This is a genomic window from Streptomyces sp. NRRL S-920, assembly GCF_000717945.1.
Lineage (GTDB): Bacteria > Actinomycetota > Actinomycetes > Streptomycetales > Streptomycetaceae > Streptomyces > Streptomyces alboniger.
Window position 1 is genome coordinate 166,108 of the sequence record NZ_JODF01000009.1, and the last position, 21,955, is coordinate 188,062.

Annotated in this window: 15 protein-coding genes; 9 read left to right on the forward strand and 6 right to left on the reverse strand. The window is 73.0% G+C overall.

Annotation, left to right across the window (positions count from 1 at the left end; genetic code table 11):
- Positions 1 to 12: 12 nt before the first annotated feature.
- From IG54_RS0109560 to IG54_RS0109570, 3 genes are all read right to left on the reverse strand, one after another.
- Positions 13 to 1,245, reverse strand: a complete 1,233-nt coding sequence (locus tag IG54_RS0109560; protein ID WP_030779936.1) for an arginine deiminase — start codon at positions 1,243 to 1,245, stop codon at positions 13 to 15.
- A gap of 76 nt (positions 1,246 to 1,321) precedes the next feature.
- On the reverse strand, positions 1,322 to 3,901 hold the full coding sequence (locus IG54_RS0109565; protein ID WP_051819395.1) for a polynucleotide kinase-phosphatase: 2,580 nt from the start codon (positions 3,899 to 3,901) through the stop codon (positions 1,322 to 1,324).
- A complete protein-coding gene (locus IG54_RS0109570; RefSeq protein WP_030779943.1) occupies positions 3,898 to 5,421 on the reverse strand; it encodes a 3' terminal RNA ribose 2'-O-methyltransferase Hen1 in 1,524 nt (507 codons plus the stop codon). The genes IG54_RS0109565 and IG54_RS0109570 overlap by 4 nt, the downstream gene beginning before the upstream one ends.
- A gap of 410 nt (positions 5,422 to 5,831) precedes the next feature.
- Here IG54_RS0109570 and IG54_RS0109575 point away from each other — a divergent pair, with 410 nt between their 5' ends.
- From IG54_RS0109575 to IG54_RS0109595, 5 genes are all read left to right on the forward strand, one after another.
- Positions 5,832 to 6,245: a hypothetical protein gene (locus IG54_RS0109575; protein ID WP_030779945.1), complete on the forward strand. Its 414-nt coding sequence runs from the start codon at positions 5,832 to 5,834 to the stop codon at positions 6,243 to 6,245.
- A 130-nt stretch (positions 6,246 to 6,375) separates the two neighbouring features.
- Entirely contained in the window at positions 6,376 to 6,978 is a 603-nt protein-coding gene (locus IG54_RS0109580) for a flavodoxin family protein (protein ID WP_030779948.1), read from the forward strand.
- A gap of 135 nt (positions 6,979 to 7,113) precedes the next feature.
- The gene (locus IG54_RS0109585) at positions 7,114 to 7,800 is read left to right on the forward strand and encodes a response regulator transcription factor (protein WP_030779951.1); all 687 of its coding nucleotides are present in this window, start codon (positions 7,114 to 7,116) and stop codon (positions 7,798 to 7,800) included.
- Positions 7,801 to 7,846: 46 nt separating this feature from the next.
- Entirely contained in the window at positions 7,847 to 8,470 is a 624-nt protein-coding gene (locus tag IG54_RS0109590) for a DUF4255 domain-containing protein (RefSeq protein WP_037896772.1), read from the forward strand.
- Positions 8,467 to 10,536, forward strand: a complete 2,070-nt coding sequence (locus IG54_RS0109595) for an AAA family ATPase (RefSeq protein ID WP_037896773.1) — start codon at positions 8,467 to 8,469, stop codon at positions 10,534 to 10,536. Before IG54_RS0109590 ends, IG54_RS0109595 begins: the two co-directional genes overlap by 4 nt.
- A 12-nt stretch (positions 10,537 to 10,548) precedes the next feature.
- Here IG54_RS0109595 and IG54_RS39195 read toward each other — a convergent pair whose 3' ends face one another.
- The 3 genes from IG54_RS39195 to IG54_RS37835 all read right to left on the reverse strand — a co-directional run bounded on the left by IG54_RS39195 (position 10,549) and on the right by IG54_RS37835 (position 17,043).
- Positions 10,549 to 11,928 carry an RICIN domain-containing protein gene (locus IG54_RS39195; RefSeq protein WP_324615411.1) on the reverse strand — a complete coding sequence of 460 codons (1,380 nt, stop codon included), beginning with the start codon at positions 11,926 to 11,928 and terminating at the stop codon, positions 10,549 to 10,551.
- 5 nt (positions 11,929 to 11,933) lie between these two features.
- Positions 11,934 to 13,580, reverse strand: coding sequence for a peptidoglycan-binding domain-containing protein (locus tag IG54_RS0109605; RefSeq protein ID WP_030779965.1), 1,647 nt, complete (start codon positions 13,578 to 13,580; stop codon positions 11,934 to 11,936).
- An 88-nt stretch (positions 13,581 to 13,668) separates the two neighbouring features.
- Positions 13,669 to 17,043, reverse strand: coding sequence for a BTAD domain-containing putative transcriptional regulator (locus IG54_RS37835; protein WP_051819397.1), 3,375 nt, complete (start codon positions 17,041 to 17,043; stop codon positions 13,669 to 13,671).
- Between the two features lie 520 nt (positions 17,044 to 17,563).
- Here IG54_RS37835 and IG54_RS0109615 point away from each other — a divergent pair.
- From IG54_RS0109615 to IG54_RS42485, 4 genes are all read left to right on the forward strand, one after another.
- Positions 17,564 to 19,168, forward strand: coding sequence for a phage tail sheath family protein (locus tag IG54_RS0109615; protein ID WP_030779972.1), 1,605 nt, complete (start codon positions 17,564 to 17,566; stop codon positions 19,166 to 19,168).
- A gap of 110 nt (positions 19,169 to 19,278) precedes the next feature.
- The gene (locus IG54_RS0109620; RefSeq protein ID WP_030779975.1) at positions 19,279 to 19,722 is read left to right on the forward strand and encodes a phage tail protein; all 444 of its coding nucleotides are present in this window, start codon (positions 19,279 to 19,281) and stop codon (positions 19,720 to 19,722) included.
- Positions 19,722 to 20,147, forward strand: coding sequence for a hypothetical protein (locus tag IG54_RS0109625; RefSeq protein WP_030779978.1), 426 nt, complete (start codon positions 19,722 to 19,724; stop codon positions 20,145 to 20,147). The genes IG54_RS0109620 and IG54_RS0109625 overlap by 1 nt, the downstream gene beginning before the upstream one ends.
- Positions 20,144 to 20,302 (forward strand): DUF6760 family protein, encoded by a 159-nt coding sequence (locus IG54_RS42485; RefSeq protein ID WP_164551842.1) that lies wholly within the window; start codon positions 20,144 to 20,146, stop codon positions 20,300 to 20,302. The genes IG54_RS0109625 and IG54_RS42485 overlap by 4 nt, the downstream gene beginning before the upstream one ends.
- The last annotated feature ends 1,653 nt before the right edge of the window (positions 20,303 to 21,955 follow it).

Sequence of the window (21,955 nt, forward strand, 5' to 3'; positions counted from 1 at the left end):
GCCCCCGGTACGTTACGCCCCCGGTACCGCCTCCCTCTCCACCGGGCAGCTCATGCACCGCGGCCCGCCCCGGCCGCGCCCCAGCTCGCTCCCGAGGATCTCGATCACCTCGAGGCCCTGCTTGCGCAGATACGTGTTGGTGGTCGCGTTCCTCTCGTACGCGACCACCACGCCCGGTTCGACGGCGAGGACGTTGCAGCCGTCGTCCCACTGCTCGCGCTCGGCGGCGTGCACGTCCTGCGTGGCCGTGAGCACCCGGACCGAGTCGAGGCCGAGCGCGGCGGCGATGGCCCGGTGCATGTTCTCGGGCGGATGGTCGGTGACCTTCAACTCCCGGTCCCCGACACCCGGTTCGATGGTGTACGAGCGGAGCATGCCCAGGCCCGCGTACTGGGTGAAGGTGTCGCCGTCGACCATCGTCATGACCGTGTCGAGGTGCATGAACGCGCGCCGCTTCGGCATGTCGAGGGCCACGATCGTCTGTGCGGAGCCCGCCGCGAACAGCTTGTGCGCGAGCATCTCGACGGCCTGCGGGGTGGTGCGCTCGCTCATGCCGATGAGCACCGCGCCCTTGCCGATGACCAGGACGTCGCCGCCCTCGATGGTCGAGGGGTAGTCGGCCTGGCCCTCCGACCAGACGTTGAAGTCGCCGTCCCGGAACAGTGGGTGGTGGCGGTAGATCGCCTCGAAGTGGACGGTTTCGCGCTGCCGGGCGGGCCAGCGCATGGCGTTGATGGAGACGCCGTCGTAGATCCAGGCGGAGGTGTCGCGGGTGAAGAGGTGGTTGGGCAGCGGGCCGAGCAGGAAGTCGTCCAGGTCCATGCAGTGGAAGCGCACGGATGTCGGCTCGGCGTGCCGTTCGAGGAACTCCCGCTTCGTCATGCCGCCGACCAGCGCCTCGGCGAGTTCGGCGGACGGCAGCGTCTCGAACGCGGCGCGCAGGTGGTCCGTGGCGAGCGGGCCGTACTCCTTCTCGTCGAAGACCCGGTCCAGGACGACGAGGCGGGCCGCCGGCACGTCCAGGGTCTCGGTCAGCAGGTCGCCGAAGAGGTGCACCTCGACGCCCCGGTCGCGCAGTACGTCCGCGAAGCCGTCGTGCTCCTGGCGGGCCCTGCGCACCCAGAGGACGTCGTCGAAGAGGAGGGCGTCCTTGTTGCTCGGAGTGAGCCGCTTGAGCTCCAGATCGGGGCGGTGCAGTATGACGCGGCGCAGCCGCCCGGCCTCGGAGTCGACATGGAATCCCATGGGGTCCATCTTTCCCCGGCCGGACGGCCTACGCGCGGTCAACACGGCACCTGGTGGCGGATCGGCGCCCCGGTTCTCAGAGCCGCGGGTCCACCGGTTCCGACTCCAGGGCCAGCACCGCGAACACCGCTTCGTGGACGCGCCACAGCGGCTCGCCCTCCGCGAGGCGGTCGAGGGCCTCCAGGCCGAGCGCGTACTCGCGCGTGGCGAGCGAGCGCTTGTGGCCGAGGGAGCGGTCCCGCAGCTTCTCCAGGTTCTCCGGGCGGGTGTACTCCGGGCCGTAGATGATCCGCAGGTACTCGCGGCCGCGGCACTTGATGCCGGGCTGCACCAGCCGCCCCTGGTCGTTCCTGACCAGGGCCGTGAGGGGCTTGACGACCATGCCCTCGCCGCCGCGGCTGGTCATCTCCAGCCACCAGTCGACGCCCGCCCGCACCGACGACTCGTCGCCGGTGTCGACGTAGAGGCGGCGGGTGGTCTGGAGCAGGCCGCTCTGGTCGTGCTCCACCATGCGGTCGATCAAGGCCAGTTGTTCGTCGTGCGCGAGCGCGGCGAGGCTGCGGCCCTGGGCGGCCAGGATCTGGAACGGCGCGAGCCGTACGCCCTCCAGGCCCTCGGTGGGCCAGCAGTAGCGGCGGTAGGCGTCGGTGAACGCGGCGGCGTCCGTGGCGCGTTCGCGCTGCCTCGCGAGCAGCGCGTCCACGTCGACGCCCCGCGCCGTGGCGGCCTCCAGGGCGGCCAGCGCGCCGGGGAAGACCGCCCCGGAGGCGGCGCCGACGGCCGCGTACTGCGTGCGGAGCAGGCCGGATGCCTTCAGGGACCACGGCATCAGCTCGGCGTCGAGCAGCAGCCAGTCCGTGTCCAGCTCCTCCCACAGGCCCGCGTCCGTGACGGCGGCGCGCAGCCTGGCCAGTATCTCCTCCGTCGTGGACGCGTCGCTGAAGAAGGGGCGGCCCGTGCGGGTGTAGAGGGAGCCGGTCGGGCCCTCCTCGACGCCGAACCGCTCGCGGGCCACGGCCGCGTCGCGGCAGACCAGGGCCACCGCGCGCGAGCCCATGTGCTTCTCCTCGCACACCACGCGGGCGACGCCGTCCCGCGCGTACGAGGCGAAGGCCTCGGCCGGGTGCTCCAGGTAGGCGTCCCTGCGCGAGGTGGCGGTGGGCGCCATCGTCGGCGGCAGGTACGGCAGCAGGCGCGGGTCGACGGCGAAGCGGCTCATGACCTCAAGGGCCGCCGCGGCGTTCTCCTCGCGCACGGCGACGCGGCCCGCGTGCCTGGTCTCCACAACCCGGCGGCCGTGCACGTCGGCCAGGTCGAGCGGGCGCCCGTCGTGGCCGCCCGGCGCCTCGGTGCGCAGCGGCTTGACGGGTTCGTACCAGACCCGTTCGGCGGGTACGTCGACCAGCTCGCGCTCTGGCCAGCGCAGCGCGGTCAGCTTGCCTCCGAAGACGGCGCCGGTGTCCAGGCAGATGGTGTTGTTCAGCCAGCTCGCGGTGGGCACGGGGGTGTGGCCGTAGACGACGGCGGCCTTGCCGCGGTAGTCCTCGGCCCAGGGGTAGCGCACCGGCAGCCCGAACTCGTCGGTCTCGCCGGTGGTGTCGCCGTACAGCGCGTGCGAGCGGACCCGCCCGGACGTGCGCCCGTGGTACTTCTCGGGCAGTCCGGCGTGGCAGACCACCAGCTTGCCGCCGTCGAGGACGTAGTGCGACACGAGCCCGTCGACGAACTCCCGTACCTGGGTGCGGAATTCGTCGCTCTCCCGCTCCAGCTGCTCAATGGTCTCGGCGAGTCCGTGGGTGTGCTGGACGCCGCGGCCCTTGAGGTAGCGGCCGAGCTTGTTCTCGTGGTTGCCGGGCACGCACAGCGCGGTGCCCGCGGCGACCATCGCCATGACGCGGCGCAGCACGCCCGGGGTGTCCGGGCCGCGGTCGACGAGGTCGCCGACGAAGACGGCCGTACGTCCTTCGGGGTGCGCCCCGTCGACGTATCCGAGCTTGCCGAGGAGGGCTTCCAGTTCGAGGGCGCAGCCGTGGATGTCGCCGATGATGTCGAAGGGGCCGGTGAGGTGGGACAGGTCGTTGTAGCGCTTCTCGGTGACGATCTCGGCCGCTTCGATCTCCGCGACGCCCCGCAGGACGTGCACCTTGCGGAAGCCCTCGCGCTCCAAGTGGCGCAGGGAGCGGCGCAGTTCGCGCTGGTGGCGCTGGATGACGCGGCGCGGCAGTCCTGCCCGGTCCGCGCGGAGCGCGTTGCGGGCGGCGCAGACCTCCTCGGGCACGTCGAGCACGATGGCGATGGGCAGCACGTCGTGCGTCCGGGCCAGCTCGATCAGCTGCTTGCGGCTGTCGCTCTGGACGTTCGTGGCGTCGACGACCGTACGACGGCCGGCGGCGAGGCGCTTGCCCGCGATGTAGTGCAGCACGTCGAAGGCGTCGCGGCTGGCGCTCTGGTCGTTCTCGTCGTCGGCGACGAGGCCGCGGCAGAAGTCGCTGGAGATCACCTCGGTGGCCTTGAAGTGCCGCCGTCCGAAGGTGGACTTGCCTGATCCGGTGGCGCCGACGAGGACGACGAGGGAGAGGTCGGTGACGGGCAGGATCCGCCCCGCGCGTGGTGCTTCGGTGCCGCTGCTGGTGCTGGTGCTGGTGTCGTCGGTCATGCCGCCCGTACCCCCTTCGTGTTCTTCTCGGTCGTCGTCGCGGCCGGGCGGGTCTGCTCGGTCTGCTCGGTCTGCTCAGTGCGGGTGAAGGCCGCCATCTGGGTGGGCGGTCCCACTTCGGGATCGTCGTCGCCCACGGGTATGAACTCCACGCCGTACCCGTGGCGTTGGGCGACCTCGTGCGCCCATACCCCGAACTCCTCGCGCGTCCACTCGAAGCGGTGGTCGCCGTGGCGTGTGTGGCCGGCGGGGAGCGTCTCCCAGCGGACGTTGTACTCGACGTTGGGCGTGGTCACCAGGACCGTGCGGGGGCGGGCTGAGCCGAACACCGCGTACTCCAGGGCGGGCAGCCGCTCCACGTCGACGTGTTCGATGACCTCGCTGAGCACCGCCGCGTCGTACCCCTTGAGCCGCTTGTCGGTGTACGCCAGCGAGCCCTGGAGGAGCTTGACGCGCTCCGCCTGGCGCTCACCCATGCGGTCCAGTCCCAGCCGCCGCGAGGCGACGGTCAGCGCGCGCATGGACACGTCGACCCCGACGATCTCGGTGAACCGGGTGTCCTTGAGCAGCGCCTGCACCAACTGGCCCTGTCCGCAACCCAGGTCGAGCACGCGGGCCGCGCCCGCGGCGGTGAGCGACGCGAGGATCGCCTCGCGGCGGCGGACGGCGAGCGGTACGGGCTTCTCCTCGGTGTCGGAGCGCTCGTCGACGGCGTTGTCGATCTCCTCGACGTCCGTGTCGTCCGCGTCGGCGAGCCGCACCAGCTCCAGGCGCTCCCTCGCCTCGCGCGTCAGGGACCAGCGCCGCGCCAGGTAGCGGCTGGTGATGACGTGCTGTTCCGGGTGGTCGGCGAGCCAGCCCTCACCGGCCCGTAGCAGCTTGTCGACCTCGTCCGGGGACACCCAGTAGTGCTTGGCGTCGTCGAGGACGGGCAGCAGGACGTACAGGTGGCGCAGTGCCTCGCCGAGGGTCAGCCTCCCGTCGGGCGCGTCGAGTACGAGACCGACGTACCGCGAGTCGCCCCACTCCGGAAAGCGCTCGTCCAAGGGGACCGGCGTGACCTCCACCGTCCAGCCCAACGGCTCGAACAGCGCCCGTACCAGCTCGGCGCCTCCGCGCGCGGGCAGCGCGGGCACCTCGACGCGCAGCGGCAGCGGCTGCGCGGCCCGCTCGGGCCGCGCGGTGCACACGCCGCGCATCGCGCTGGAGAACACCGCGCTCAGCGCGACGGCGAGCAGTGACGACGCGGCGTAGGGCCGGTCGTTCACGTACTGCGCGAGCGCCGCGTCGGGTGCCCCGCCGCGCCCCCTGCCCTTGCCGCGCCGCACGAGGGCGACGGGGTCGACTTCCAGGAGCAGCGCGGCCGTGCAGCGCTCCTCGCTCGCCTCGGGGTAGAAGACATGCGCGGTGCCGTGGGAGGTGGAGAACGCCTGCGTCCTGCCGGGGTGCTTGTGCAGCAGGAACCCGAGGTCGGTCGCGGGGCGTTCGGGGACGCCGGTGGTGCTGATCGTCAGGAACACGGTGGGTTGGCCTCGAAACGGGGGCTGGGTGGTAGGACGCCCCGGAGACCTGACCGCGGCCCCTCGTCGGGCTCGCGGCGTCACGCGCGCCGCGCCACGGTCGCCCGCCCGCGCGGCGCCCCCATCCCCGGCGCGCCCCCTCAACGTACCGCGCCCTCCGCGGGCGCACCCGGGAATTTCCCCTCGTCAGGGCGGTGGGGAGAGGTCGCGCGACGACCGGGTGCGGCCGCCGCCCGGCGTGCGCCCCCCGGCGGAAGGCCGGGCGGATGTGCCGGCTGCTTTTCCTCTCTGCGCGCCGTGTGCGCTCCCTCGAAGGGGTTCGGTCGGTGCGCGCGCCGGTGATACGCCTGTTGGCAGTCCTACTCGTCGAGCGCGTGCTCGTACGCGCGGCATCGCAGAGGAGTGATCGTATGGCGTCGTTCGACACAGGACGGTTGTGTGCGATCGTCAAGATCCTGGACAAGGCGAGCACCCACCTGCGGGAGGCCGCGGTGGAGTGCGCGGCGGCGGGCTCCACGACAGCCGTCCCCCGGCAGGACCCGGATCCCACCGCGACCGGCATCGCCGCTCTTCTGGACGTCTCGGAGCACGCGTCGGTCGGCGTGCGGCGTGCCCTCCTGCACATCAACAACGGCGAGGCGCAGCGCGCCCAGCACGAACTGGACGCGGTGCGGGTCGAACCGTCCGGGGTGGTCTTCGCCCCGGCGGGCCTGCCCCGGCCGCTGCCCCCGCGTGTGGCTACGGCGCTCCGTCTGATGCTGGGGATCAACGGGTTCTTCCCCTCGGAGACGGAGCAGGTCCTCGTGCGGGCCGCCGTGCAGTAGCCGGCGGGGCGGCGCGGGGCGCGTACCCGGGCCGCGCGGATGCCGTCGTCGGCGTGCGCGGTGATGTTTCGTACGCGACGATCAGGTAACTGGAGGCCTCCCACCGTATCCGTCTGATGAAGGAGCCCCCGTGCGCGCCCTGGCACTCGTCTGCACCCTCTCCCCCTCGCCGTCCCCTTCCAGCAGTGAGCTGCTGGCCGGCCAGGTGCTGGCCGAGCTGGAGAAGCTGGAGGTGAGCGTGGAGTCGGTGCGGGTCGCCGACCACGACGTGAAGTCCGGCGTCTCCACCGATCTGGGCGACGGGGACGCCTGGCCCGCGCTGCGCGAGAAGGTTCTCGCGGCCGACATCCTGCTCCTGGCCACGCCGATCTGGCTCGGTCACCCTTCGAGCATCTGCCAGCGCGTCATGGAGCGGCTGAACGCCGAGTCCGAGACCGACGACCAGGGCCGCCCCCTGATCCACGGGAAGGTGGCGGCCGTGGCGGTCGTGGGCAACGAGGACGGCGCGCACAAGGTGAGCGCCGATGTCTTCCAGGGGCTCAACGACATCGGCTTCAGCCTCGCGCCGGGGGCCGTGACCTACTGGGTGGGCGAGGCCCAGCAGGGCACCGACTACCAGGATCTGGACAAGACCCCCGACGCCGTCGCCGACACCACCCGGGCCCTCGCGGCGAACACCGTGCACCTCGCCCGGCTGCTGAGCGGGACCCCGTACCCGCCCCCGGCCTCGTGACCACTAACGTTCCCTCACGTCCGCTCACGTCCACTCACGTCCGTAAACATCCGCGTTGATCCATCGACAATCGTTTATTGATCGACCCCGGTCACCCTGTGCCCGTCGCTATTCGGGGGAAGACAGGGAACACCAGTGTCGGATACACGCATATCGGTGGCCGTGCACGCCACCGACCCCCTCAGCCGGGCCGGGGTGATCAGTCACCTTCAGCACCAGCCCAGCGTCGAGCTGGTGGACCGCGCCGAGGACCTCTCACAGCCGCCTCGGACCACGCACGAAGCGGCGCCCGCACCGGAGCGGGTCGCCGTCATGCTCGTCGACCGGCTCGACGACCTCGCGGGCACGGAGCTGCGCCGCCTCGCCAGAGCCGCCGAGCAGCGCGTCGTACTGATCGCGAGGGAACTGCGCGAGCCGGAGCTGCTCGCGGTCGTCGAATGCGGCGTACGGGCCATCCTCTGGCGGCACCAGGCGACCCCGCAGAAACTGCTGCGGGCCGTGCACAGCGCGGCGCGGGGCGAGGGGGAGCTGCCGCCCGATCTCATCAACCGGCTCATGACCCAGCTGGGGCGGCTGCGGCTCTCGGCGCTCGACTCCTCGCCGTCCGCCGGCGGCGCGCTCGTACCGACGCTGGGCATGGCGCCCCGCGAGGTGGACGTGGTGCGGCTGATCGCGGAGGGCCTGGACACCAAACAGATCTCGGAGAAGCTCGCCTACTCCGAGCGGACCGTCAAGAACGTGCTGCACGCGCTGATGACGCGCCTACAGCTACAGAACCGCGCGCATGCCGTCGCGTACGCGCTGCGGGAGGGATACATCTGATGCCGTCGCTCCACCGCCTCCGACCCATCGGGCCGGGGGCTTCGACGTGATCCACGAAGTGGACGAGGCACTGCGGCAGTTGCTGCGCGGAGCACTTCCCGAAGGGACCGGCGACGTCGTCTTCGAAGCGCCGACCCGGGACTGGGCGGCGCGCCGCAACGCGCCCACCCTCAATTCGTACCTGTACGACATCCGCGAGGACGTCGCCCGGCGCGAGCGCGGAGCCTACGCCGAGCGCGGGCCGGACGGCGTGGTGCTGCGCAGGCGGCAGCCGCCGCGCTGGTTCCGGCTCTCGTACCTGCTCACCGCCTGGACCAACCGCCCCGAGGACGAGCACCGGCTCCTCTCGGCGGCCCTCGGCACCCTGCTCGCCCATGAACTGCTCCCGCCGGACCGGCTCCCCGCGGCCCTCACCGCACTGGGGGCGCCGCTGCCGCTCGGCGTCGCGGTGCCGCCCGAGTCCCGCTCCATCGCGGACATCTGGTCGGCGCTCGGCGGTGAGCTGAAGCCGTCGCTGGACGTGGTGGTCATCGTGCCGTTCCCGGTGTCGCCCGCGTACGACGTGGCGCCGCCGGTCACCGAGGGTGCCGTCGTCGTGCGCGGCATCGACGGCGAGCCGGGCGACTCACGGCCCCGGCCGCTGCGGATCAGGCCGGAGGGTACGCGGTGAACGCCCCCAGCGGAGGGGTGCTCGCGCTGCTCGACGCGCTGCGCGGGCGGGTGGCGGAGCTGGTCGAGCGGCGCGGGTCCGACGACCCGACGGCGGCGGATCCGCTGCGCGGCCTGTACGTGTCGCCCGAGACCGCCCAGCGGCTGGCGACGGCTCCCCCGCAGGACCCGGCCCCCGCGCCCTGTCCCGCGGAGGGCGAACCGGGCGGCGCGCTGGGCGCGTTGGCGGATCTGTTCGGCCTCGCGCCGCTGGACCGGCAGATTCTGCTGGCCGCCCTCGCACCCGATGTGGACCGCCGTTTCGAGCCGCTGTACGGCTTCCTCAACGACGACGTGGGGCGGCGCAGGGCGACGGTCGCGCTGGCCCTCGACCTCGCGGGCACCGGGCCGCACGACCCGGTGGCCCGCGCCCGCTTCCACCCCGGTGCGCCGCTGCGGGCCGCGGGGCTCCTCGCCCTCGACGAGGAGGACAGGCCGCTGCCGGGGCGCGCGCTACGGGTGCCCGAGCGGGTGGTGGCGTGGCTGCTCGGGGACGACGCGCTGGACCCCGAACTCGTCGGCCAGCACGTCGAGTTGTTGCCGCCGACGGAATCGCCAGGGATCGATCCGCAGGCGGCTGATCCGCTGGCCGTGCGCCTCGCGGAACTCGCCGCTACCCGGCCCGTCCTCGTCCATCTGCGTGAGCGCAGGGAGGAGACCGCCGCCGAACCGGTGGTCGCCGCGCTGCGTGCCGCCGGGCTGCCGGTGCTGCGCCACCTGCCCCCGGCCGGGGGCTCGGACGCCGGGACCGCCGTCGCGCTGGTACGCGAGGCACGACTGCGGGGGGCCGCGCTCGTCGTGACGCCGCTCCCGTCCGATCCCGGCGCCCTGGTGCGGCCCTTGGCGACGGGAGACGTGCCGGTGGTGTTCATCGGGAGCGAGCCGTACGACCCCGGATGGGCGCCCGACGCGGGACTGCTCGCGCTGGACGCACCGCCGCGGGGCGGCATCGACGCGCCCCGCGTGTGGCGTGCCGAACTCGCCCGACACGCGCCCGCCGACGAACCGGACCCCGGCTCCGACCCCGGCACCGACTCCAACCATTGCCTCGACCTCGGCTTCGACCTCGGGGAGGCAGTCGCCCCCTATCGGCTCGGTGCCGCGCAGATCCGCCGGGCCGCTCGGGCCGCCGCCGCCCTGGCCGCGTTCGACGGCACCGCGCCGACCGCCGCGCACATCCAGGGCAGCGCACGCCGGCAGTCCGCGCCGCTCCTGGACAAGCACGCCCGGCGGATCAGGCCCGAGGTCGGCTTCGAGGACCTCGTACTTCCCGACGAACCCCTCGGCATGCTCCGCGAGTTGACGCAACGGGCCCGGCACCGCGACAAGGTGCTCGGCGAGTGGCGGCTGCGGACCGGGGGTGGGCGCGGGCGCGGGGTGATCGCCCTGTTCGCCGGGGACTCCGGCACCGGCAAGACGCTGTCGGCCGAGGTGGTGGCCGGTGAACTGGGCCTGGACCTCTACGTCGTGGACCTGTCCGCGGTGGTCGACAAGTACATCGGCGAGACCGAGAAGAACCTGGAGAAGATCTTCGTCGAGGCGGACCGCACGGACTCCGTGCTGCTCTTCGACGAGGCCGACGCCGTCTTCGGCAAGCGCTCGGAGGTCAAGAGTTCGCACGACCGGTACGCCAACCTGGAGAGCGCCTATCTGCTCCAGCGCCTGGAGGCGTTCGACGGGATCGCGGTGCTCACGACCAATCTGCGCGCGAACATCGACGACGCGTTCACGCGGCGTCTGGACCTCGTGGTCGACTTCCCGTTCCCCGACGTCGAGCAGCGTGTCGCGCTGTGGCGGACCTGCCTGGCCGGTACGCCCTGCGCACCCGGCCTGGACGACGACCTCACCCTGTGCGCCAAGGAGTTCGAGCTGGCGGGCGGCGGCATCCGGTCGGCCGCGGTGACCGCCGCCTATCTGGCGGCCGGGCGCGGCGGCCCGGTCACGGGCGCGGACGTACGGGCCGGGGCGCGCCGCGAGTACCGCAAGATGGGCCGGCTGGAGCCGGGCACCTCACTGCCCTGGCAGTGAGGTGGTGTGGGGCTATTCCGGCCAGTCGGAGATCGTCCAGCCCATGCTCTTGCGGTCGTCGCACTTCCACGTGACCGCGCTCGTGTCGTTCTGCATGTCGACGAGGCACTCGCCGGACCCGACGGCCACGATCCGCGTCAGCCCGTCGTCGCGCTTCTCCAGCTTCCACTTCTGGTTGTCCGGCAGTCGGCCGGACTCCAGGTTCTCCGGGGGCACGTGGAAGATCTGGGCGATGTTGGTGTTGACCTTCTGGTCGAGGACGGCGCCCGGGGCGCTCGCGGGTTCCAGGGCGTAGGTGTCGGACTCGGGGTAGTGGTGCAGGATCCAGTCCTGGTTCTTGCCGAACTCGTCCGTGAGGGAGGGGTTCTGTCCGACGTACGTACCGTCGGCCTCCTGCCCCTGCTTGACCTCCAGGTACCAGCCACTGCCCTCGGCACTGCGAATCGTGTGCGTGGAGGGGCCCTCGGGCTCGTCCTCCTTCTTCTCGCCGCCGCCCGGCTTGGACTTCGGCGCCCCGTCCTTGTCCTCGTCCGGCGGCGCGGGCTCCTCCTTCTTCTTCTCCTCGGAGGCGCTGGGCTTGGGGCTCGGCGCCTGCTTCATGCCGTCGCCCTGCGGGAGTTGCTGCTGCTTGCCGGGCTTCTCCCGGGCCTGGGTCGCCAGGCCCGGCTTGTGCTGGAACCACATCACGGCGGCCGCCACACCCAGCGCGACCAGGACCGAGAAGACCGCCATCACCCAGCGCGGGAACACTGACGGCTGTACGTAGGTGCCGCGCAGCTCCACCGGTTCGGGCACCCCGGCCCGCAGCACGGAGACCGTGAACGGGTGCTTCTGGGTGCCGCCGACCCAGCTCACCGCGCCGGGCTTCAGGTTCAGCCGGGCGAACCCGGCGCGTCCCGGGGCGACTTGGACCGATCCCGGTTCGGCCTCGACCTCCAGCTCCTCGCCGTTCTCCCGGCCGGAGAAGGAGGCGGTCAGCTGCTGGTTGCCGAGGTTGTCGACGGCCACCGACGCCTTGGCGCGCAGTCGGCCGCGTACGACTAACGGCAGGAGTTCCGTGCGGAGTTCGGTGAACGGGCCCACGGTGACCTGGCCCTCGACGACGTCCCCGGTGTGCGGCGCCTCGCGCGGCCGTACCCGGACGCCGAACGGCGTCGGGCCCGCCTGCGCGTCCGGGGTCCGCGGCGGCGCCAGCTCGACCTCGGCGGTGGCCTCGGCACCCGGGTACAGGCGCAGCACATCGGGCTGGACGCGGGCCCAGCCCGCCGCGTCACCGACCACCTGGAGGCGGTACTCCTCGACGGTGTCGCCCGTGTTGCGCACGCGCAGCCGCACGCGCGCGGTGGAGCCGGGCTCCACGCTGGTGGCGTCGGGTTCCAGCGCGGTCCACATCTCGCTCACCGTCCCACCACGCCGGGGTTCTTCACGCTGCCGCCGACCATCGCGCGCAGGGTCGCGCTGTCCGCGACGCCCGTCCTCGGGAGGCCGACGGCACCCTGGTACTCCTTGATGTGGCCGGCGGTGCCGCTGTCGTACCGGGCCGTGGTGGGCGGGGTGCGGCCGTTCTCGAAGTAGGTGACGCCGTGCTCGGCGTACGCCCGGTCGCGGTTCAGGTCGTCGTTGCTGATGCCGGCCTGCGAGGCCCACCAGAACGCCGCCTTCAACTGCACGACCTCCCAGTTGTCGGCACCGGAGCGGACGTCGTCGGCGCGGATGCCCTGCGCCCACAGGGAGGTGAGGGTGGCCCTGCCGAGGGTGCCCTTGTCATCGGTGGCGAAGATCTGCGCGGTGTTGTTGCCGCTGTTGCGGCCGGACCGGATGACGGCCTCCTGGTAGCAGATCAGCGAGGCCTCGGTGTTGGCGTCGATGACGCCGGGGGTCCAGCGGCCGTCGAGCGTGCAGGAGTTCCTGGAGCCGAGTGCGGCGAGGCGGCGCTGGGCGTATTCGACGACGACGTCGGGCTTGTAGCCCCGCTTCCACGGCGGCCCCGCCTTGGCGCGGGCCGCGCTGCCGCCGCCGGACTTCGACGTACCGCCGCCGCCTCCGCCGCCGTCCCGGCCGCCGCCGTCTCCCCCGCCACCGGCGCCGCCCCCACCGCCGCCGCCACCTCCGCCGGACGAACCCGAGGAGCCGCCCTCGCCGCCTCCGCCGCCGGAAGCCCCGCCGCCGCCACCGCGGTCCGAGGCGTCGACGACCTTCTTCCCCTTCGGGGGCGGCGGGGCGTCCCCGAGGTTGTCCTTCTCGCCGCCCTGCGGGGCCGTGTCGGGGGCCGCCGCGGCCTGGTTCTCGCGCGCGGAGCCCGTCAGCTTGGGCGCGTAGGAGAACCAGAACACCGCGAACGCGATGGCGAGGGCCGCGAGGACACTGCCGAGCGCGAGGAGCCAGCGCGGCAGGACCGCACGCTGGTCGAAGCTGCCCGGCAGTTCGTACGCGGTCTCGTCGCCGGAGCGGCGGACGGCGACGGTGAGCGGGTGCGCCTGCGCGGGGCCCGTCCACCGCACCTGCTGCGGACGGACCGTCATGCGGGCGAACGCCGCCCGCCCGGGGGCGACCTGGATGCTCGTGGGCAGGACGTCGAGGGTGAGCCGGTCGGTGTCGTCGCGGGCGATCAGCGAGGCGGTGAGCGGGGTGTTGCCGAGGTTGTCCACGGCGACGGAGGCCCGGCCGCGGAAACGTCCGACGATGGTGGGCGGCAGGAGTTCCGCCCGTATCTCGGAGAAGGGCGCGACGGTGACCTGGCCCTCGACGACATCGCGGGACTCGGGGTGTTCACGGGGCTCGACGCGGATGCCGAACGGCGTCGGCCCCGCGGTCGAGTCCGGCGAGCGGGGAGGCGCGAAGGAGATCTCGGCCGTTCCCTCGCTGCCCGGGTAGAGGCGCAGCACCTCCGGTTCGACGCGGGCCCAGCCCGCCGGGGTGCCGACCACCCCGAGCCGGTACTCCTCGACCGTGTCTCCCGTATTGCGTATGCGAAGCCGTACGGTCGCCCGGCCACCGGGGTCAACGGTCACCGCGGCCGGGTCAAGGGAGTTCCACCAGGTCATACGGGCACGGTAGAGGGCGTCACGGGCTCTCTCCTTGTACGAAAGTGCCACGTCAGGGGCAGCGCGTGTTGCCCTCGCGTACGGGCTCTCAGCCGTGGGCCGAGAGCAGCGGGCGGGGCGTGCCCCTGTGCGGCTTCCACTGGGCGAGGAGCGCGGCGATCGCGGTGGCCTCCACGGCGCCGCGCCGGTCCAGGACGCGGTACGCGATCAGGAGGGCGCCCCTGGCCCGGTCGAGGTCACCGAGGGCGAGCAGCGCCCGGCCCCGCGCGGCCATCGCGAGCGCGTGGCAGAAGGCGTCGCCCAGCTCGCCCTCGACGGCCAGCGCCGCGTCCGCGCAGTCCATGGCCTTGCCCGGGCTGCCCAGGTCCAGTTCGCAGGCGGCGAGGCGGGCCCAGCACAGCGCCTCCCAGCGCGGGTCGCGCGCGCGGGCGTGCAGGCGCCGCGCCTCACGCAGCCGGTCCGCGGCCTCGGCGGCGCGGCCGTCCGCCAGCAGGGCGCAGCCCGCCTGGTAGAGGACGTGCGCGAGGGTGGACGTACCGCCCGACCGCCGTGCCTGGCGCACCGCTTCGGACTGCGCGGTGTCGGCTTCCGTGCTCCGCCCCAAAGCGACGTACACCCGTGCCATGTGCGACAGGACGCGCACACGGTCGCTGTGCCCGCCGAGCGCACCGAAGCGCGCGTACGCGAAGCGCAGTTGCTCCAGGGCGTCCGCGGAGCGGCCGAGGCCCATGAGGACGATGCCCAGTTCGTGGCTGCCCTCGGCGCCGACCAGCGGATCCCCCGCCGACGCGGCCAGCCGCAGGCTCTCGCGCAGCATCCGCTCGGCGCGGCCATAGGTCTCGGTGCCGTAGTGGGGGGCGCCGAGGAGGCGCAGGGCGCGGGCCGCGCAGAGGTCGTCGCCGTGGTGCCGGGCGGTCTCCAGGGCCAGTTCGGCGAGCGGCTCCAGGTCGCGGTGTCGGGCGGTGCCGATCAGGAGGTGGGACCAGGCGGTGAGCAGGTCGACGGTGGGGCGCAGGCCCGGCGGGGCGCCCGCCTCGCCCTCTTCACCCTTGGTGGTGGCGGGGTCCGGGACGTGGCGCAGGGCGTTCTCGGCTGCCGCGTACAGACGGGAGTGCGCGACGACCAGCCAGTCCCGCGCGGCGGCCTCGTCCGGCAGGGTCTTGCCCGGGGAGGCGGGCCGGTGAAGCAGGTCCGGCAGCACGCTGTGCGGTTTCGTACGGCGGATGGCGGTGATGACGGTGGCCAGGACGTAGTCGAGGAACCGCAGCCGGGCGGCGGCGCGCTCCGCGACGCTCTCGTGCCGCTCGCACTGCTGCCTGGCGAAGAGCCTCACCAGGTCGTGGAATCGGTAGCGGTCCTCGCCGTGCAGCTCCATGAGCCCCGCGTCGACCAGCCGTTCGACAGCCGTCTCGGCCGCCTCCTCGCTCACGTCGAGCAGGGCGCCCGCGGCTCCTCGGCAGAACGAGGGCATGTAACAGAGCGACACCATGCGGAAGGCGCGGGCCAGGCCGGGGTCGAGTGCTTCGTAGCCGAGCCGGAAGGTGGCCTCGACGCCCAGGTCGTCCACCCGCAGCTCGTCCAGCCTGCGGTGCTCGTCGCGCAGCCGGGCGGCGAGGTCGGCGATGGCGCGGCCGGGCCTCGCGGCCAGCCGGGCGGCGGCGATGCGGACGGCGAGGGGCAGTCCGCCGCAGGTGGCGACCAGTTCGCGGGCGGCGGCCGGCTCCTCGGCCACGCGGTCGCGGCCGATCATGGCGGAGAGCAGGCCGAGCGCCTCCCGCTCGTCCATCGCCTCGACGTCGACGAGGCGCGCGCCGGGCAGCGTGATGGTCCGCGAGCGGCTGGTCACGAGCACGGCGCAGCCCGGGGTGCCGGGCAGCAGGGGGCGCACCTGCGCGGTGTCGCGGGCGTTGTCGAGGAGGACGAGGACGCGGCGCCCGGCGAGGAGGGAGCGGTACAGGGCGGTCTGCTGGTCGAGGCCGTCGGGTACGGCGCTCTCGGGTACGCCGAGGGCACGCAGGAAGCCGGTGAGCGCGCTGCCGCTGTCCATGCCGGGGGTGGGGTCGGCGCCGCACAGGTCCACGTACAGCTGCCCATCGGGGAAGTCGTCCCTTAAGGCGTGCGCGACGTGCACGGCGAGGGCGGTCTTGCCGACTCCGCCGAGGCCGGTGAGCGTGGCGACGGCCATATCGTCGCCGGACACGGCGCCGCGCAGGGTCTCGATCAGCAGCCCGGTCTCGGCCTCACGGCCCGCGAAGTCGGGGACGGTGGGGAGGAGCTGGGCGGGGCGGGTGATGGGGTCGGTGGGGGCAGCGGGGGCAGTGGGGGTTCGGGAGTAGACGTCCGACGTGTGGGCGTCGGAGCAATGGAGGCCTGAGGGGCGGGAGTCGGAGGGGCGGGCGTCGAGGGGGCGGGAGCGGCCCTCCGGAGCCTGAAGTTCCGCCGGGCGGACGTCCGAAGGCTGGAGGGGTGACGGCTGGAGCGGCCTCGGCGCCGGCAGCGGGGGGCGCGGGTCGACGGAAGAGGGGCCCGGACCGGAGAGGGGGCCCGGACCGGCGGTGGGCGGGAGGGGGCCGCCCCTGAGCAGCCCGTCGCGAAGCGCGGTGAGTGCTTCGCCGGGGTCGACGCCGAGTTCGGCGGCGAGGGTGCGGCGCGTGCTCTCGTACACCGCGAGGGCGTCCGCCTGCCGGCCGGCGCGGTGCAGGGCCAGCATCAGCAGGGCCTGGGCGGGTTCGCGCAGCGGGTGTTCGGCGGCGAAGGCACGCAGGGGGGCGGTGGTCTCGCCGTGGCAGCCCAGTTCGAGGGCGCAGGCGAAGAGTTCTTCCTGGGCGGTGACGGACAGTTCGGTGAGTCGGTCGCGCTGGCGTCCGGCGTAGGGGCCCGGCAGACCTGCCAGCGGGGTGCCGTCCGACAGCGCGAGGGCGGCCGTCAACTCGGCGTGTGCGTCGGCGTGTTGACCGGCGGCCCGCATCCGCCGCGCCGCGGCCACCCGGTCTTCCAGCTCGCACGCGTCCAGAGCGGCGCGGGGCACCCGCAGGGCGTAGCCGTCACCGGCGGACACCAGGAGCCGGGCGGGTTCGCGGGAACGCCGGCCCGGTTCGAGCAGGGTGCGCAGCCGGGAGACGTACGTACGCAGCGTGCCCACCGCGCGCGGCGGCGGTTCCTCTCCCCACAGGGCGTCCACCAGCTCCGACGCGGAGACCGGCCGCCCGTCGCGCAGCAGCAGCACGGCGAGGGTGGCGCGCTGCTGCGGTGAGCCGAGGTTCAGCGGCTGCCCGTCGCGCCGGGCCCGTACCGGTCCGAGGACCTGGAACCACAGCGACGCGCCGGGGTCGACCTGGCCCGCTCCCCTCCCGTCCCGCCGGCCCGGATCGCCGTTCCGGCCCGGATCGCCGTTCTGGCCCGGATCGCCGTTCTGGCCCGGATCGCCGTTCTGGCCCGGTTCACCGTCCGCGTCGCCCCGCATGCTCAGCCCGCACCCCTTGCCCCGTAGCGCCCTGTGAATGTGCCCGTTCGTACTGGCCACGAATGACCATCCGCACCAAACGGTACGACAGTCGCACCGGCCTCCCGGCGCACCCGGCGCACTTGCGCCACCTTCTTGACCTGGTATGGACGCCGCCGGGACGTCGTGCGGGGCATATGCGCCACGGACCACGCACATCCGGCCGTAGGTGGGGGCGGGGTAGAACGCGGCCCGGCCGCGGACCGTCCCCACGCCTGCGCACGTGTCCGGACGGGCAACGCCCGCTGCCCCGCCGACAGCCTCCGGGCGCACCGCGCCGCGTCGCCCGGCTGGCCTTCGCCGCGAGGGCCGGGAGGGCGGCCGAACGGGCAGCGGCGTCTGCCCTCGTTGACGTCCGTTTGTCTCTACGCACCGGGGCGCACATGGGTCATCGTTTTGATGCCCTCCAGTTTCCCCTCCCGCTGTTCCCCTTGTTCCCCTTCAGTCTTTTGCTCGCCTCCAGGAAGAGAGCCAGGCCCACATGCCCACGTACCTGTCCCCCGGTGTCTACATCGAAGAAGTGGCCAGCGGTTCGCGCCCCATCGAGGGCGTCGGCACATCGGTGGCGGCCTTCGTCGGTCTGGCGCCGCGCGGGCCGCTGAACGAGCCGACGCTGGTGACCAACTGGTCCCAGTACGTGGCGGCGTTCGGCGAGTTCACGGACGGGTACTACCTGGCCCACTCCGTGTACGGGTTCTTCAACAACGGTGGCGCTGCCGCGTACGTCGTACGGGTCGGCGGTACCGACACCGTGGGCGGCGCCGATCCACAGCAGCAGGGTGCGGCCGCCGCGCAGGCGCCCAAGGAGCTGACCGCGGGCGAGCCCGTGGCGCTCGGCGCCTTCACGGTGTCGGCGATCGCCGCGGGCACCGGCAACGGCGGGGCGCTCACCGTCGAGGTGCAGGACGGCGAGGGCGAGAGCGCGGCGGACCGCTTCAAGCTGGTCGTCAAGGACGGCGAGAAGGTCGTCGAGAGCTTCGACGTGAGCGCGAAGAAGACCGCGCGCAACTACGTCGTCACGCAGGTCAAGCAGCGCTCCAAGACCATCGTGCTCGAAGAGGCCTCGGCGGGCGGCCAGTTGGCCAGGCCCGAGGCCCAGTCCGTCACGCTCGCGCCGCCCGCTCCCGCGCCCGCCGCCGCGCCCGCGACGCCCGCGTCGAACGGGTCCGTGGCCCGCGTGGAGACCGCTCAGTTCATCGGCGACTCCGCCGACCGCACCGGGTTCGGCGGCCTGGAGGCGCTGGACGAGATCAACATGGTGGCGGTGCCGGACCTGATGGCCGCCTACCAGCAGGGGCTCATCGACGAGGAGCAGGTCAAGGCGGTCCAGCTCGGGCTGATCTCGCACTGCGAGCTGATGGGCGACCGGATGGCGATCATCGACCCGCCCCCGTCGCTCAATGCCCGTCAGGTACGGCAGTGGCGACAGGAGTTGGCGGGCTACGACTCCCGTTACGCGGCCCTGTACTACCCGTGGATCAAGTCCTTCGACCCGGCGACCGGCCAGTCGGTGGTCGTGCCGCCGTCCGGCCACATGGCGGGCGTATGGGCGCGCAACGACTCCGAGCGCGGGGTGCACAAGGCGCCGGCCAACGAGATCGTGCGCGGCGCGGTGGACCTTGAACTCCAGATCACCCGGGGCGAGCAGGACCTGCTCAACCCGATCGGCGTCAACTGCATCCGCGCCTTCCCGGGCCGCGGCATCCGGGTGTGGGGCGCGCGCACGATGGCGTCCGACCCGGCCTGGCGCTACCTGAACGTGCGCCGCTACTTCAACTACCTGGAGGAGTCGATTCTCATCGGCACCCAGTGGGTGGTCTTCGAGCCCAACGACCAGGCGCTGTGGGCGCGTATCCGCCGCAACGTCTCGGCGTTCCTCGTCAACGAGTGGCGGTCGGGCGCACTGTTCGGATCGCGTCCCGAGGACGCCTTCTACGTGAAGTGCGACGCGGAGACCAACCCCGTCGAGTCGGTCGACCTCGGCCGGGTCGTCTGCGAGATCGGCATCGCGCCGGTCAAGCCCGCCGAGTTCGTGGTGTTCCGGCTCGCGCAGTTCTCCGGCGGGGGCGGCGAGCTGGAGGAGTAGACCGCGTACGCCGCGTACGCCGCGTACGCCGCGAGTACCGCGTGCGCCGCATGTACCGCGTACGCACTTGACATCACCGCCCCACAGAACCACAACAGGAGTGAACTCCCTTGTCCCTTCAGCCCGGTGACGCCCTCACCACACACAACTTCGGCCTTCAGATCGACGGCGTCATGGTCGAGTACCTCCAAGAGGTGAGCGGCCTGTCGATGGAGCAGGACGTCATCGAGTACCAGCAGGTGTCGGCCGACGGGAAGCCCGTCGTGAAGAAGATGCCCGGCGTGAAGAAGGCCGGCGAGTGCACGGTCACCCGCGGCATGACGCAGAGCCCCGTCTTCAGCGAGTGGATCAACACGTCCATCGCGGGCGACATGGGTTCGGCGCGCAAGAACGCCACGATCATGATGATGGACTACCAGAACAACCCGGTGAAGCGGTACAACCTGCGCAACGCCTGGTGCAGCAAGGTGGAGACCAGCGGGGTCAAGGCGGGCGACGCCGCCGCGCTGACCGAGCAGGTCACCATCGTCTTCGAAGAGCTGGTCATCGAATAATGCGGCGCGAAGGCCCTCCGGGGGTGGCGGGCGGCGCGGCGGCGGTCCGCGAACCGCTGCGTACGGAGTTCGAGTTCGAGCTGCCGCGTGGTTTCGTGGACGAGTCCGGGACCGTGCACCGCAACGGCGCGATGCGGCTGGCGACGGCGCGCGACGAGCTTGTCCCGCTGCGGGACGTGCGCGTGCGCGAGAACCCGGCGTACCTCTCGGTGGTCCTGCTCGGCCGGGTCATCACCCGGCTCGGCACGCTCGGCTCCGTCCACGACGGCACGGTGGAGAACATGTTCGCCTCCGACCTCGCCTTCCTCCAGGACTTCTACCGGCAGATCAACGCGGAGGGGCACACGCGGGCGGCCGTGGCGTGCCCGCACTGCGCGGAGCCCTTCGAGGTGGAGCTGGCCGGGAGCCGCCTGGGGGAATCGTGACGTACGCGGCCGACCGCATCGAGGAGGAAGTCGCGTACCTCGCCTACCACTTCCACTGGGGCATGGACGACATCCTCGACCTCGAACACGCGGACCGGCGCGCGTACGTGGCGCGGACGGCCAGGCTGGTGGAGCGGGCGGAGGCCGGGCAGTGAGGGTTGGGGCGGGTGCCCTTCGGGCGTAGGACTGTCGGGCGGTTTGGTGAGTCGAGGTAAGTAAGTGATGGGCTTGTTCGGGTGGCGGCGTGGGGCGCGGGGGCGTGATGCCGTGGAGACGGCGCGCGGCGGTGCCGGTGCTGGTGCCCCTGCTGGTGCCGGTGCTGGCTCCGGTGCCGGTGACGGTGCTGAGGTGGCGTCGGGTGTGCGGGGCGGTGGTGGTGGCTGGGCTGCCGTGCCGCCGGTCCAGCGTGTCCTGGCGGCGCCGCGTACGGTCGCCGAGCAGGGCTTCGGCGCCATGCTGTCTACCCATCAGAATCCGTCCCTAGGCGGTGAGTTGGGTCACGCGGTGCGTGCCTCGGCCCCTGGCGGCGTGCTCCGCGATGTCCTCACACCCGTGGCCGGGCGGCCGGGACGCCTTGACCTGCCTTCGTTGAGTCTGCCTGTGCGTGGGGTTCCTGTTGATGCGGGCTCTGACGCTCCTGGGGCCGCTGGGTTCGTTCAGCGGGCGGCCGGGGCGGCTGCCGCCGTCCCGGTGACCGGTGCGCGGACGCCGTCCACGCCGACCGCACCGCAGCGGCGCCGGGGAACTCCCGAGGGCGCTCCCAGTCCCACGCCCGGCCGAGCGGTGGGCGACGCGGCGGTCCGTTCCGGTGGGCCCAACGCCCCTGCGGACGCGGCGGTTCAGCGCTCGGCGGCATTCGATTCAGCGGCGTCGGGCGCATGTGTCGTACCCCGGGTGCGGCGTGCGCCCGCAGGGCGATCCCCGCTGGTGTCGGCGCCGCCGAACGCGGTACCGCAGCGGCAGCTGTTCCCTGTCGGCGCCACGCGTACGCGTACGGCACCTTCCGCCGCCGAGAGCGGTTCTCCCACCGCGCCGGACACCTCTGTCCGGCCCATAGACGTCCCCGGGCCGGTGTCCCCCGCCGGTCCGGGGATGCCTGCCTCCGCCGCGCCCGGTCCCGGGAACGCGGCGGCAGCAGACCCCGTCGCTGTGCGGGCGGATTCCCCCGTCCAGCCCGTACAGCGACGGCCTCGCGTACGCCGGGTCCAGCGCGCCGCCCCGGACACCGGCGCCCCTCAGAGCGGACGCCCCCGCGCGGGACTCGGCCAGCCGCTGAGTCAGCAGCCTCCGGCCGCGACACCGCGGCCCGGCACCGGCCGCGCCCCCACCGGCGGGCTGGTGCCCCCCGCCCCGGCGGAGCCCGCACACCCGGCCACGAGCAGCACCCCACCGCCCCCGCACAACCCGGCCGCGCGGCCCGCCACCCGCCAGTCCCCCATCGGCGCACCGGTCACCCCGGTTCAGAAGGCGCCGACCTCCCCGGCTCAGCAGACGCCGGCCACACCCTCCGCAACCCCGCAGCCCGGCACCCGCCCCGGCGGTACGCAGGACACCCCGGCCAGCCCTGCGGACTCCCGCCAGAGCAACACCCCACCCCGGCATCAGACCTCAACGATCAGACCTCAACGGCACCCACCCCGGCGATGCCCCAACGCACCGCCAACAACACCCCGCACCCTCACCAGACCCCAGCCACACCCTCCACAACTCCGCAGCCCGGCACCCGCCCCGGCGGTACGCAGGACACCCCGGCCAGCCCTGCGGACTCCCGCCAGAGCAACACCCCACCCCGGCATCAGACCTCAACG

Bases quoted from the DNA above. Each gene is read 5' to 3' on its own strand.
- IG54_RS0109615 (WP_030779972.1), top strand. From the start codon at position 17,564: ATGCCCACGTACCTGTCCCCCGGTGTCTACATCGAAGAAGTGGCCAGC.
- IG54_RS0109625 (WP_030779978.1), top strand. From the start codon at position 19,722: ATGCGGCGCGAAGGCCCTCCGGGGGTGGCGGGCGGCGCGGCGGCGGTC.
- IG54_RS0109560 (WP_030779936.1), bottom strand. From the start codon at position 1,245: ATGGGATTCCATGTCGACTCCGAGGCCGGGCGGCTGCGCCGCGTCATA.
- IG54_RS0109575 (WP_030779945.1), top strand. From the start codon at position 5,832: ATGGCGTCGTTCGACACAGGACGGTTGTGTGCGATCGTCAAGATCCTG.
- IG54_RS37835 (WP_051819397.1), bottom strand. From the start codon at position 17,043: ATGCGGGGCGACGCGGACGGTGAACCGGGCCAGAACGGCGATCCGGGC.
- IG54_RS0109565 (WP_051819395.1), bottom strand. From the start codon at position 3,901: ATGACCGACGACACCAGCACCAGCACCAGCAGCGGCACCGAAGCACCA.
- IG54_RS39195 (WP_324615411.1), bottom strand. From the start codon at position 11,928: ATGTGGACCGCGCTGGAACCCGACGCCACCAGCGTGGAGCCCGGCTCC.
- IG54_RS0109605 (WP_030779965.1), bottom strand. From the start codon at position 13,580: ATGACCTGGTGGAACTCCCTTGACCCGGCCGCGGTGACCGTTGACCCC.